The sequence below is a fragment of the Photobacterium aquae genome (assembly GCF_001029445.1).
Lineage (GTDB): Bacteria > Pseudomonadota > Gammaproteobacteria > Enterobacterales > Vibrionaceae > Photobacterium > Photobacterium aquae.
In genome coordinates this window covers 1-12,569 of sequence record NZ_LDOT01000021.1, presented here as the reverse complement: position 1 = coordinate 12,569, position 12,569 = coordinate 1, and the positions used below count along the sequence as shown (strand labels likewise).

General features: G+C 50.8%; 12 protein-coding genes. 4 read left to right on the top strand and 8 right to left on the bottom strand.

From position 1 onward, the window contains the following. Positions 1–18: 18 nt before the first annotated feature. Entirely contained in the window at positions 19–624 is a 606-nt protein-coding gene (locus tag ABT56_RS14165; protein WP_240478319.1) for a sigma-70 family RNA polymerase sigma factor, read from the top strand. After that, the gene (locus ABT56_RS14160; RefSeq protein ID WP_053062499.1) at positions 617–1,339 is read left to right on the top strand and encodes a ChrR family anti-sigma-E factor; all 723 of its coding nucleotides are present in this window, start codon (positions 617–619) and stop codon (positions 1,337–1,339) included. Before ABT56_RS14165 ends, ABT56_RS14160 begins: the two co-directional genes overlap by 8 nt. 97 nt (positions 1,340–1,436) lie before the next feature. On the opposite strand, the gene ABT56_RS14155 is transcribed toward ABT56_RS14160, so the two are convergent. Together ABT56_RS14155 and ABT56_RS14150 are read right to left on the bottom strand one after the other, a co-directional pair. Continuing rightward, a complete protein-coding gene (locus tag ABT56_RS14155; protein WP_047879606.1) occupies positions 1,437–2,135 on the bottom strand; it encodes a DUF4336 domain-containing protein in 699 nt (232 codons plus the stop codon). A 53-nt stretch (positions 2,136–2,188) separates the two neighbouring features. Then, positions 2,189–2,806, bottom strand: a complete 618-nt coding sequence (locus ABT56_RS14150; protein WP_047879543.1) for a hypothetical protein — start codon at positions 2,804–2,806, stop codon at positions 2,189–2,191. Positions 2,807–3,019: 213 nt separating this feature from the next. Between ABT56_RS14150 and ABT56_RS14145 the strand changes: the two genes are divergently transcribed. After that, entirely contained in the window at positions 3,020–3,565 is a 546-nt protein-coding gene (locus ABT56_RS14145) for a TetR/AcrR family transcriptional regulator (RefSeq protein WP_047879542.1), read from the top strand. A gap of 313 nt (positions 3,566–3,878) precedes the next feature. On the opposite strand, the gene ABT56_RS14140 is transcribed toward ABT56_RS14145, so the two are convergent. The 6 genes from ABT56_RS14140 to ABT56_RS14115 form a co-directional block, all read right to left on the bottom strand. Further along, the gene (locus ABT56_RS14140) at positions 3,879–4,667 is read right to left on the bottom strand and encodes a Mobile element protein (RefSeq protein ID WP_240478318.1); all 789 of its coding nucleotides are present in this window, start codon (positions 4,665–4,667) and stop codon (positions 3,879–3,881) included. 288 nt (positions 4,668–4,955) lie between these two features. After that, positions 4,956–5,729, bottom strand: a complete 774-nt coding sequence (locus ABT56_RS14135) for a YwqG family protein (RefSeq protein ID WP_047879540.1) — start codon at positions 5,727–5,729, stop codon at positions 4,956–4,958. Between the two features lie 182 nt (positions 5,730–5,911). Then, a complete protein-coding gene (locus tag ABT56_RS14130) occupies positions 5,912–8,977 on the bottom strand; it encodes an efflux RND transporter permease subunit (RefSeq protein ID WP_047879539.1) in 3,066 nt (1,021 codons plus the stop codon). Beyond that, positions 8,974–9,237: a hypothetical protein gene (locus ABT56_RS14125; protein WP_047879538.1), complete on the bottom strand. Its 264-nt coding sequence runs from the start codon at positions 9,235–9,237 to the stop codon at positions 8,974–8,976. Before ABT56_RS14125 ends, ABT56_RS14130 begins: the two co-directional genes overlap by 4 nt. A gap of 10 nt (positions 9,238–9,247) precedes the next feature. Next, complete coding sequence (locus ABT56_RS14120; protein ID WP_047879537.1) at positions 9,248–10,327, bottom strand: efflux RND transporter periplasmic adaptor subunit; 1,080 nt, start codon at positions 10,325–10,327, stop codon at positions 9,248–9,250. Positions 10,328–10,329: 2 nt separating this feature from the next. Next, positions 10,330–11,397, bottom strand: a complete 1,068-nt coding sequence (locus ABT56_RS14115; protein ID WP_047879605.1) for an efflux RND transporter periplasmic adaptor subunit — start codon at positions 11,395–11,397, stop codon at positions 10,330–10,332. Positions 11,398–11,573: 176 nt separating this feature from the next. Between ABT56_RS14115 and ABT56_RS14110 the strand changes: the two genes are divergently transcribed. Next, positions 11,574–12,314 (top strand): TetR/AcrR family transcriptional regulator, encoded by a 741-nt coding sequence (locus ABT56_RS14110; protein ID WP_047879536.1) that lies wholly within the window; start codon positions 11,574–11,576, stop codon positions 12,312–12,314. Positions 12,315–12,569: the final 255 nt, after the last annotated feature.

The following is a 12,569-nucleotide window of genomic DNA, read 5'->3' as shown; positions in this document are numbered from 1 at the left end:
GATAGAGTGATGATGAGAATGCTAAACTGTCAAAATGCTGAGATCAGCAAGGAGTCGATGATAAAAGACCCAATCACGGCCGATGTCGCCCTTTTGCTTGCCAACATCGCCCATTTACGCTGCCGAAAAAGCTACGAAAAGCTGTTTACTTTCGTAGCTCCTAAGCTATTGAGCTTTTCACGCAAACAGCTCTACGACGAAAATATGGCAATGGAAGTGGTTCAGGAAACGATGTTGAAAGTCTGGCTCAAGGCACATCTTTACGATGAGTCCAAAGGTGCTGCGCTGACATGGATTTACTCGGTAGCCCGTAATGTCAAATTTGACTTGTTGCGTAAAACACGCCACCAGCAGGATTGGATTCAGGGGGACGACCTCTGGCCGATTCTTGACGAAGAGCGCGACCCTGACAGTCTCCCAGACGAATTCCGCCTTATTGTTAGCAAAGAGCTTGAACAACAAATCAATGCGCTCCCCCCAGCCCAAGCCGAGATTGTCCGCATGGTCTGTCTGCAGGGCACCTCTCATCAAGAGGTGGCTGATGCCTTGGGTGTTCCACTTGGTACGGTGAAAAGCCGTCTCCGCTTAGCCTTGCAAAAAATGAAGGAGGCTCTTGATGGCTAATATTAAATTTCATCCAACAGACACAGTTTTGATGCAGTTTACGTCCGGAGATTTAGATCCCGCCGCCAGCATCATGATCAGCACTCACCTTGAATTCTGTCCCTGCTGTCGGCAAAAAGTCGCCGCCTACGAAGATGAAATCTCACAACAACTCGCTGCTGAGGAATCCGCAGTTGATATAGTGGATGCATCCGGTACAGCAACAACCGAAACCCCTCCTTTGTCACCCGACCTCGCCGCGATGATGCAGCAAATCATGTCGCAGAATACCGAGCCGGAGCCGAACCATGAGAGCCCACAACCACAAACAATTACGCTCGGTGACAAAACCTATCCGTTGCCTCGGGCATTAAGACGTCATCAACAGGAGATCGGCCCATGGTCTCGGCTACCGGGTAATATCAAACGAGCACAAGTGGCTGTTGGGGGGAGCAGTAAAATGAATTTCATCTTCATGGATTCTGACTCGTCACTGCCCGAGCACACCCACCAAGGTCAGGAAATCACCCTGGTGCTGGCCGGCCAGTTCCATGACGAGCACGGTACTTACCGGGCGGGGGATTTCATCGTCCAAACCGCCGAACACCGCCACGTACCCAAAACCGAACAGGGTGAAGATTGCCTGTGCCTGACACTTCTCGATGCACCGCTGCATTTCACCTCCGGTCTGGCGACACTGCTCAATCCGTTCAGCCAATTGTTTTTCCGCGGTTAGTTAACTATTTTCAATACTGCACTAAAAAGCTCCCTCCTGATTACAGGGGGGAGCTTCCTTTCAACATCAACGCATGACGATAACAACCGTTAACCCGTTATTCATCCGCCATATTTAACCAACCAAACGACCGGGTTAAAAATACCATTGCCCCAGTATCGACGCATTCACCGTGGGCCATAATGATCCTCTGTGGCTGCCACGCCATAATCCGCTGAGCATGGGCTCTGGCTTCTTTTCTGTGGAAGAGAAAACTCATCCGCCAATCAATCGGCATCTTGCCGTTAGGAGCCAAAATCCCGGTAAGTTTTGCGGCAAAACGCTGAAGCCGGGTAAAGTCACTCGGCGGGAAATTTTCTATTAAATCGGTGACAATCAAAGTTCGTGACGGGTGGTGGAAAAACACACACTCTTCCATTAGCGGCGAGCCGGTAAAAAGTAGGGATTCAAGCTCCCCCTTCCATGGGTAATCCCCTCCAGATACAAGCTCCCCGCCAAAATGAAGACCCTCTCTTTTATTGATCACTTCCTTCGTGCCGTAACTGATCGCGTTGGGATAAGCCTGCTGCCATTCTTGCAAAAACAAATGATGCAAATGATTGGGAGCGATAAGGTATCGAACTTCCCCCACCGCATCGACTTGCGCCTTGAGGGTTTCGGTCAACCGTATTGGACTGTGAACCCATAACGTTCCATCCTCTAACTTGGCAACCGTCATCCGGGTGGAAAACGGCAAGCCCATAAAAGAGACTGACTCCCCGTCATAAGTCACCAAGTTTTCACTTATCATTTGCATTCGCCCATCCTCCTTGAAGCCTATCTTCATCTGTTTGCCCCATTACCTTTCCATCAGCTATCCAAATCTGGACGATAGGGCTCTTCTCTGACGCCATGTGCCAACACCAGCTTGATAATAAAAATAGGACCCAGCCATTCCAAACCAACGGGTACCGAAACGCATTGAGCTAGCATGATAGATAGCATAACCACCAGCATGGCGACCGGACGCTGCAAATACATTGGCAAAACATGGACACATACCAATGACACCATCATCATGCCATACCAGAAAAAGGCAAAGCTCCAGCCGGTATCGAAACATAGCGGCACAACAAAAAGTTGGAAGTGCATCGCAGGAAACAAGAATTTGCTGCCTACCCATTTACTGAATCCATTGAGTGCCAACGGCTGATCGGTATGAAGAAATCGCTTCATTGATCCCAGAGAATTGGTGATAACGCCACCAACCATATCTAGGGCCAGCAAGCTTGCGACGATGATCTGCAACACGCTCCAGCCTAAATCCTGCCAAACGGCAAAATACAATCCGACAGGCGCAATGATCGCACCATAGTTCGCCAGCATCCTCTCACTTCTGGTGGCACCAAACCCCGAAGTAAAATTGAATTTACCTTTGCAGTGCCAGTTTATGGCTGCACCTTTAACGATAACTTGTTCTTTTGACATGGTTTTACCCTTCTAGCCTCACCTTATTTATTTATCCGAGATATGACTGCCACATATAAAAGTCCACTCGGTCTATAAAAACAGTAAGCGATCAGATTTGGTCTTGTCAATTTTTTAGTCCAATCGGACTAAAAAGAAATTTACCCATCTCGCAACAGTAGACTTCGAAAGAATAGTTCAATATAGTCCAGATGGACTTTAAAGGAGGTTACGATGCCGAAGATTGTTGATCGGGATGCCTATCGCCAAGAATTAGCGGCAAAAGCCGTTGATATTTTTACAGAACATGGTTTCAACGGGCTGGGTATGCGGGGAATTGCAGAAGCACTGGGCGTATCCAAAAGTGCGCTATATCACTACTTCCCCAGCAAAGAAGATCTATTTAGCGCATGTACCGAACTGGTTTTGCAGCCCCATAACCTATATGGCATTCCCGAAGGCAGCCCTATTCCGCAAAATCGGGAACAGGCTCTTTTCAACCTCATCGCGGCTCTGGATGCCCGCTTCAAAGGTGAAATGGTAATCCTGCTCGATTACGTCAAAAACCGAGAAAGCCACGACGTTGCAAATGACATGCTACTGAGAATGGCGGATCGTAAGATATTGGATGAACTAAGCAAAATTGTCGGCGAGGCCAATGCAAACCAAGCCTATGCCCTGCTCTTTGGAGGCCTGATGATCCGACTGCTAAACGGCAAGCAAACCGACTTAGAAGAAATAGCCTCTTGGATCGGCAACCTGTCCCCCACACAAGCATGACGCACTAGCTTGGCTCATACCCAAACAGAGTATTAGGTATTAGGTGGTTGTAGGATTCTAGCTGCCAGCCCTACGCCACTATTTACCTTTATCATGACACCCATATTTTAATCATGACACCCATGATTAAAAACGCTCAAATCGACAAGTTATACTCCACAGAACTGCACACGTTCCCCGACAACGTCCTTTTCATTAGCCCCATCAGCAAATGTCTCCAGAATAATTCGGCTATTTGCGGATTTCAGTGAATTTATTGCACGACAAAACCTAGCCAGATGGCTAGCCATAGAAACTAAATAACGGCAAATGGTCAGGCTGCGTTTAGCAATCTTCGGCTAGCACTTAGCCCTGATGTTCGCTGCTGGCCAATATGGAGGTGGTACTCGCGAAGCAAGTGCTCCTTGCCTATCGCACCCGAAAAGTTTCGTTCCAACTGGCTCGTTAACTCCAACCAGTTTTCTTCGGTTAAGCCCAGTCGAGCAACAATATTGCGTGCATTTTCTGAAATACCCCCTTTGTTACCATCACAAATCGCTCGTCCCGTTTCATCAACCAGCAATAAATAATCAGTAAATGCAAAGGGCAAACCTTTAGGCATATTAGAACGAGGGTTGCCGACAAAGGGCAATAATGCTTTTGGCTGGGAGTTCGACTTCGCGGCTTTTGCTCGCTTTTTAATACTGGTGTGGCTAGAAGTTTCCGGCGTCCTCGCAATCCCTGCACGAACAGGATTGAGATCAACGTAGGCCATGCAGGCTGCTAACGCTGCTTCATCCAACAAAGGTTGGGATTTGAATCGGCCTTCCCAGAAACGTCCTGTGCAATCGTCTTCTTCATTGGCTTGGCGGGCTATTGGCTCATTGAGCAGGCGCATAAACCAACTGATATCAAATAGTCGTTTGCGCCAGTCATTAGCGAGGCGTTCAACGGCCTGTAATTGCGCCTTATCCATCTGACGCCGAAGACTTTCATCCAACCAAGTATTAGAAAGAAAGTTCCCTTTACACACCTGATGCCAACGGTTGATCACCTCTTCCTGTGACCAACTCTTGGCCTGCTCAGCATCCACATGAAGTACTACATGGGTGTGATTGCTCATCACAGCATATGCGCAGATATCTATCGCAAACACCTTAGCAAGAAACAACAACCGTCGCTCGACCCAAACGCGCCGGTGCTCATAGCACTTACCTGTCAGTGGATCTTTCCCACATAGAAATGTCCTTCGCACACAACGTGACACACAATGGTAATACCGGGTATCACTTAAGCTCACTTGCGTCTTCCTTGCCTTCGGCATGATTGGCGGCTCCCTGATCCATCTATCTAGCTGGAAGCCTAGAACACAAGGCAAGAAAGTACAAAAGTATGGGTGTCTTGATTATTTTTAACTGCAATCCCAGTTGTACCAAACTTTCGAGAAGTCACGACGGGCAAGATCCTGCTCACGAATAAAGAAATTGGCAACGCCCAAATCCCCCCACATGATCTCTATGTCCTCTTCCCAAACTGAGTCAAGCTGGAACAGAAGAAGCCATGTGTCCCCTTCGATGTCCCGACGGGGATCATCTTGGGTAAAGTTTGCATAGCCGCCTAGCTTGCACCCTTCGGCAGAGAAATTATCGTAAATGTAGTCAGACGTCTGCTCATCAAAGTCGTAGATATCACCGGCAATGCTGTCGAAACGGCAATCCGTTGGTGATGGCATTTCTTCATCTAGCTTGAACGTGATGGCATACTCCCTGGTTAAAGGCAGGCAACACTCCTCGTTCACTTCAGGCAGGTTATCCTCAAGCGCCGACAGATCATCGGTCACATCCTCGTGGTAAATCACGCGGTAACCACTTGGTGCAGCAATAATTTCCTCTATCGACTTATCAAAATCCATGCCGTAAAGATCATCGTCTTGAATATAAAACTGCATGATCCCTTTGGTCGGGAAATTCGCCAATTGAGGCGTTTCTGAAAAATTAATCTGGGCAAGTAAATACAATGGCTGTCCATGATGGCTGGTAGGATATTCCTTGTTTTTCGGCCAATAAGGTTTTCCGCCAAACTTGCTGTTCCGAATATCAACCACGTTGCGCGCCAACGGGGTAATCTTAACAATCGGCAATTTATGGGATTCAAGCTGTTTGATAATCTCGGTTATGTCTTCCATTTACACCTCTCAACTACGATTTATTCGATATACTTTTAATATCATACCCTTATTGAATATATTTTGTTGCATATCAAAGCCTTCCACGGACACATTTCCCAAACAAAAAGCCCCCGCTCAATGAACGGGGGCTTGCTTATCTGGCTAACCGCCTATGCTCTCCAATAGGGACAACGCTCTGACTAAGCGGCCGCCTTGGGAGGATTTACATTGTAAAACAACGCAAATAGCACAGGCACTACTATCAAGGTCAACACGGTGGCAAAACCCAAACCGGCCATGATGGTGATCGCCAACGAGTTGAAGAAGGCGTCAAACACCAAGGGGATCATCCCCAGAATCGTTGTCAGCGCAGCCATACTCACCGGACGAACACGGCTGATCGCGCTATCTACGATGGCCTGATACGGAGCCTTGCCCGATTCCAACTCGATGTTAATTTGATCAAGCAAAACAATACCGTTTTTCAAAATCATACCGCTCAAGCTCAGCAGGCCAAGCAACGCCGTGAAACTGAACGGGATGTTGGTCGCCAGCAGGCCAAAAGAGACACCGATAATCGACAACGGTACCGTTGCCCAAATCACCAATGGCTTTTTCACCGAGTTAAACAGGAAGATGGTGATAATGAACATGAACAAGTAGCCCATCGGCATCGAACTCATCATCCCTTCCTGGGCGTCTTTCGATGATTCATACTCGCCACCCCAGCTGATCGAATAACCTTGTGGCAGAGGCAATGCCTCGACTTTAGGGCGAATACGGGCAAACAGGCTTGCTGCCGTCTCATCACCCAAAACATCATGATCGGCCAGTACGGTCAAGGTGCGCTTACGATCCCGCCGCTGGATCAGCGGTTCTGACCAAGCCAGATCCACGCTGTCGACAACCTGCTCAAGCGGTACATATCCCTGTTGAACCGGGCTCCAGATCTTCAGGTTCTGCAATGATTTAAAATCAATGCGTTCGGCTTCCGGCAGACGGGCAATCACCGGCAGCATGTGCGTACCATCTCGTAGCAAACCGATAGTATTACCGCCGTACGCCATTTGCAGGGTATTGGACAGATCCTCTTTCGAGATGCCAAGACGACGAGCCTTAGACTCATTGAACTGGGGCACCAGCTCCTTGGTCCGCTCACGCCAGTCATGACGGACGTTTCTCGCCCCGGGATCCTGAAGCAGCACATCTTCAACCTGCAGGGCCAAATCACGCAATACCTGCGGATCCGGACCAACAATCCGCGCCTCGATCTTCGATGCCGGTGACGGGCCAAACTCCATCAGCTTGAACTGGAAGGTCGGCTTCTCGAAATGAGACGGAAGCTGATCATTGAGCTTGTTCAGCAGGACAAACATATTGTCACGGTCCGACGTTCGTACCTGAAGCTGGGCATAGGCTTCGTAGCTTTTCTCCGGTTGGTAAGTCAAGGCAAAACGCTGCATTCCCTGCCCGACCGATGCGGTCACAAACTCCACGTCCTCCTGCTTGCGAATAAACGCCTCAACCTGATCCGTCTGACGGGCCGTCTCGCGAATATCCGTCCCTTCCGGCATCCACATATCAACGTAGAACATCGGCGTATTCGATGGCGGGAAGAACGACTGCTTGACGTGGCCAAAAGCCACCACCGCCATCACCAGCATCGCAACCATGCTGGCAACCGTCAGCCAACGAAAACGCAGGGCAAACTTGAGCACACTGCCAAAGACCATGAACAAAACGCCCTTGTACGGATCCGCCTCATCGTCCAGCTCGCTGCCGTCTTCTTCCTTGAGCAGCAAATCTGCGAGGAATGGCGTCAAGGTCAAAGCCGTTATCCAGCTAAGGAACAACGAATAGCACAGAACCCAGAACAAGGATCCCATGAACTCGCCGCTGGCATCGCTCGACAGACCAATCGGGGCGAACGCGGTAATGGCAATCACGGTAGCCCCTAATAACGGCCACTGGGTCTGCTTGACGATATCTACAGCCGCCTGAAGCTTGGTGCGGCCTTTCTTTATCCCGACCAAGATCCCTTCTACAACCACAATCGCATTATCCACCAGCATCCCGAGGGCAATAATCAAGGCGCCAAGAGAAATACGGTGCAGCTCGATATTGTTCAGCTTCATCATGATGAAGGTGCCGAACACCGTCAGCAGCAATACCAAGCCGATAATGATCCCGCTGCGCAGGCCCATGGCAAACAGCAGCACGACAATCACGATCACAACGGCTTCGCCAAGGCTGATCACGAAATCTTTAACCGACTTGTCTACTTCCTGAGCTTGGTTATAGAAATAGTTAAGGGAAATACCGGCAGGCTTGATCTCCTCCAGCTGGGCCAGACGCGCATCCAGCTGATGGCCGACCTCTACCACGTTGACACCGGCGGCAAAGGAAATGCCAAGGTTAATCGCCGGCTCACCATTATAGGTAACCAGATTGCCCGGTTTTTCCTGCACACCCCGAGTAACCGTTGCAACATCTTTAAGACGGATAAGGTTACCGGTATCACGACCGTGAATAACCAGATTTTCCAGCTCCTCGACACTGCTCATGGTACCGTTCGGGCGGATCAGAAGGCTCTCGCCGTTAACCATGATCTCACCGGATGACAGCACGCTGTTTTGCTGGTTCATCAGGCCCGTAATGGTATTCATATCAAGGTTCAGCGCGGCCATACGCTCGAGGGAGATCTCAACAAAAATCTGCTCCTGCTGGTTGCCGGTGATGCTGACCTTGCCAACCCCTTCGACCAGCTCCAGTTCGCGGGTCAGGTAATCGGCATAGCGCTTGAGCTCAACGTACGAATAGCCTTTACCGGTCATCATGATCATGACGCCATAGACATCGCCGAAGTCATCGATCACCTGTAGCGAGGCGACTCCTTTGGGCAGCATAGGACGAAGATCGTTGATCTTACGTCGCATTTCATCCCAAATCTGCGGCAATTCATCCGGCCCGTAGGTCATTTCCATACTAACGGTGATCTGCGACATCCCCGCCGAAGAGGTCGAGGTCACCTTGTCGATATAGGGCAACTGCCTGACAGCCTTCTCCAGCGGATAGGTCAGCTCCTCTTCTACTTCGGTCGATGTGGCTCCCGGATAGGTCGCGATAATCATCGCATCCTTGATGGTGAAAGCCGGATCTTCCAAACGGCCCAGCTCAAAAAACGAACTCACGCCGCCGATGGCGAGAATGATCAGAAACAGCCAGCTGATCACCTTGTTCTTGATGGAATATTCAGCAATATTCACCCTACGGTCTCCGTCACTACTTGTTCTCCGAGATACTTGCCTGCAACCAACGCATCAAGCGCCGGCGCGCAGTCTTCGTTGCGCATAAATTGTTCAACCCGAGTTATTTGTATCTGCTGCATCTTGTTGCCAAGCCATTTCCAAACCAGAAACTGGCTAAGCTCACTCACCGCGAGCCAGAAGGCAATCAGCAGTACTATCCTGATAAGCCCCAGCACAACCTGCCTGATGCGGGTGGTGCTATCCTGTCGCTTATTCACCGCGCAATCCTTACTGATCCGCCACTATGCCGTCTTCGGACAACACGGCGATCCCCATACCTTCGCGCAATTTGCGCAAGCTGGAATTAATCACCTGATCACCCTCGCCAATCCCGCTGTTGACAATAACCCCGCGGTTATTGATCACCTCGATACCGACAGGAACCTTGTGGGCCTTGCCATTTTTGACGGTCCATGCAAAAAATTGTCCTGGGTCACGACCAGCCTGAAGTGCGGTCATTGGCAGCTGGTAGCCCTGCAGAGTGCTCAGCCCCGCGGCGGCCATATCGACATCCAGCACCACACTGGTCCCCGGCAGAATCGTCGGAGTCACCTGCGGCATATCAAACCACATCCGGTATGTCTGGCTTTGCGGCTCCAGCTCGCTGGTATGCTCCAAATAGGTCACGGGATAGCGGTTCTCGCTGTTGCCAAAACGCGCCATCGGCTGGTAATTCCTTGCAACCGCCGCCGGGTTGACCATCGCAATCACCGTGTCCGAAACCGGAATATTGATATACACACGATCGTCCTGATACAGGCTCACCACCGCTTCGCCCGGCGACACGGCCTCAAACGACTCTTTGGGAACCGATGAAACAACACCGCTGAACGGGGCCACCAACCGGGTATACCCCAAGCGAGCCTTGGCCGACTCATAGCGGACCTGCGTCAATGACCGGTTCGCCGTCAGCTCGTCGAGCTCGGCGCTGGAAATCATGTTGCGTGAATAAAGTTCACGGCCACGCTCTAGCTGCTTCAGCGCCAGATCAAATTGCACCTTGGCATCACGTAGCTGCTGCTCGAACTTGTCGGCATCCAGCGAAGCCAGCAACTGGCCCTTGCGCACCTGCTGGCCGGTTTTCACGAGTACCCGGCTGATCTCGCCTTCGACACGAAAGGCCAACGGGGTATTCTCGGCCGGCTCGACCTGCCCGTTGAAGCTGCGGAACTGGCTGCTGACAGGCTCGGCAACCTCAATGACCGATACCCCCAGCGGCTTGGCGTCAACAACAGCCTCTTCGCTCTGGCATCCTTGAAGGCCAATCACCGCCATTAGCAAAGACAGCAAAGATAGGGACTTCTTCATCCTCAAATCCCTCCCTCGCGTTCCCAGGCACGTACTTGCTGCCCCGGCAGTAATTCCTTGGCACCGGCAATCACCACCATGGAACCCTGTGGCAAACCTGCAACCACGGCGCCATGCGAATCAAGCGTCAGCTCTAGGGCGTTAACCACATGCGTCGCAGGATTAAACTGCCACACCCGGCCTTTGAGGCCATCTCGCTCAATCCATGCCCCCTCCGGCAGCACCATTGCCCGATGGGCATCAGGTTTGGCGAAATGCACTTGCCCGGCCATCCCGGTCAGGATGTTCAAATCGGAAGGACGCGTAATGCTGACCTTGGCGGTATAGGTATTGGTATCAGGTTCAGGCTGGGTCGACAGCTCCTTAAGGGTGGCGACTATCGGCTTCGCCGCATGGTTATCCATTTCGATCCACACCGGGCTCTCAGCCAGTGATGCCAAATCAGATTGCTCGACAAACGACACCGGCAAGCTGAAGCTCAAATCAAGCTGCTGGGTATTCTGGATATTAAGGACAGGCTGGTTAGCACCCACAAACTGGTGTTGATTAACGTGTTTGAGCGAAACCACCCCATCGAACGGGGCCCGCAGCAAAGTATGCTCCAAGTCCGTTTTGGCCTGATCCAGATTAGCCAACGCCGCCTTGTAGGCCGTCTCGCGCTGGTCATACTGATCGGTACTGATCAGCTTCTTGGCATAGAGCTGTTTGGCCCGCACAAACTGGCTGTCTGCCAGCTCGTACTCGGCCAGCTTGGCATCGAACGCCAGACGATAGTCACGATCGTCAAGCTGGGCCAAGACCTGCCCCTGCCTAACTTGCTCACCGACGCGCACCGTCAAACGAGCGATTTCACCCGGTACCTGAAAAGAGAGCTGGGCACGCTGGGCAGCCTCGGCTCGGGCAGGGAAACTGGTACTCGCCCCTTCCATCGCCACGGGGACCTGATAAAGCTTGACCGGCTTGACGATTTCACGGGCAGGCTCGGAATTGGCCTGGTTGCAACCGGTCAGGATAGACCCGATCAGAATCGCCGCAGCGATCCTGGCAACTGGGCTGAGTGTGGCTGGTATATGTCTCACTAGACGGTGTCTCTCTGTTTTTACTACACAGGCGTGCAGTATATGTTGATCAAATTGAAGATCAACTATATTTTACAGGTGGACAATAAAATAATTTCGCCACGCAGACAGATGACGATTAAGCTAAGATCTGGTAAAAAGGCGTGGGTTATGAAACAGATAGAACGATGACTGAACGTAAGCAAGGGCGGCGCAGTGCGCAGGCCGCCGAAGAAACCAAACTTCAAATAATGAGCGTGGCCGCTGAAATGTTTTGCGAGCTAGGGTACGAGCGGGTATCACTGCGCAATATCAGCGAGCAGGCCGGTGTCTCCCATAGCCTGATCCGCCACCATTTCGGCAGCAAGGAAAATATTTGGCACAGTATCAGCGATTGCCTGCACAGCTATATTCTGCGCTATATGTATGCGTTGATTGACGACATGCCCGCCGGCCTACCATCGAATATTCGGCTGTACCGCTTTAACATCCGAATGTTGGCGCATATGATTATCCACCCCCAGTCGATTCAGCTCATTGCTGATGCGGTTCGTCAGGAAGACGCGCTGTTTGACTACTTTATAGATAACAGTGGCGACATAGAGCGACTGGTACAAACCCTGCTCGACGCCTTCAATGCTGACCACCCAAGCCAACCTATCCAGATCAAAGAAATGAAATGGCAACTAATGATGTTCGGCCATTCTGCGGCTAGCCTGCGGCCATTTGTCCTCGATACATGGGACACATGCGAGACTATCGACAAGGCCCTGCTGCAACACTGGGAAATGTTCAACCGCCAAATGGCCAGCCAATTGGATATTTCTCCGGATTTGATGCAGCATCCTGCTTGCCTAGAAGAATTACTGCTGCCATTGGACTGTGAATGGTGCTGCAGCAACGGTAGCGATTATCCGCAGGACACCTAATCTAAAAAATCCCTAATTAGCACACTCGCCGATCCTATATCGAATAGCATCGGCAAGTTTATGCTGGTAATTAGATGTTTTACTCTAGAGCCTTTCCCTATACTGATATTGCATTCCATCGGGATGTTGGTACCCGCCACGTGCACCTAGCGTCCTTTGGTACAGAAGGTCTCTTTTCGCGCCACTAACCAGTTCATTGGAGAGACCTTTCCTTTCATTTAATCCTTATATTCTGCTGTTCGCCTGTTCGCCTGT

What these genes read in the sequence shown, in the direction of transcription:
- ABT56_RS14165 (WP_240478319.1), top strand. Translation starts at nt 19, where the DNA reads ATGCTAAACTGTCAAAATGCTGAGATCAGCAAGGAGTCGATGATAAAA.
- ABT56_RS14160 (WP_053062499.1), top strand. Translation starts at nt 617, where the DNA reads ATGGCTAATATTAAATTTCATCCAACAGACACAGTTTTGATGCAGTTT.
- ABT56_RS14155 (WP_047879606.1), bottom strand. Translation starts at nt 2,135, where the DNA reads ATGCAAATGATAAGTGAAAACTTGGTGACTTATGACGGGGAGTCAGTC.
- ABT56_RS14150 (WP_047879543.1), bottom strand. Translation starts at nt 2,806, where the DNA reads ATGTCAAAAGAACAAGTTATCGTTAAAGGTGCAGCCATAAACTGGCAC.
- ABT56_RS14145 (WP_047879542.1), top strand. Translation starts at nt 3,020, where the DNA reads ATGCCGAAGATTGTTGATCGGGATGCCTATCGCCAAGAATTAGCGGCA.
- ABT56_RS14140 (WP_240478318.1), bottom strand. Translation starts at nt 4,667, where the DNA reads ATGAGCAATCACACCCATGTAGTACTTCATGTGGATGCTGAGCAGGCC.
- ABT56_RS14135 (WP_047879540.1), bottom strand. Translation starts at nt 5,729, where the DNA reads ATGGAAGACATAACCGAGATTATCAAACAGCTTGAATCCCATAAATTG.
- ABT56_RS14120 (WP_047879537.1), bottom strand. Translation starts at nt 10,327, where the DNA reads ATGAAGAAGTCCCTATCTTTGCTGTCTTTGCTAATGGCGGTGATTGGC.
- ABT56_RS14110 (WP_047879536.1), top strand. Translation starts at nt 11,574, where the DNA reads ATGACTGAACGTAAGCAAGGGCGGCGCAGTGCGCAGGCCGCCGAAGAA.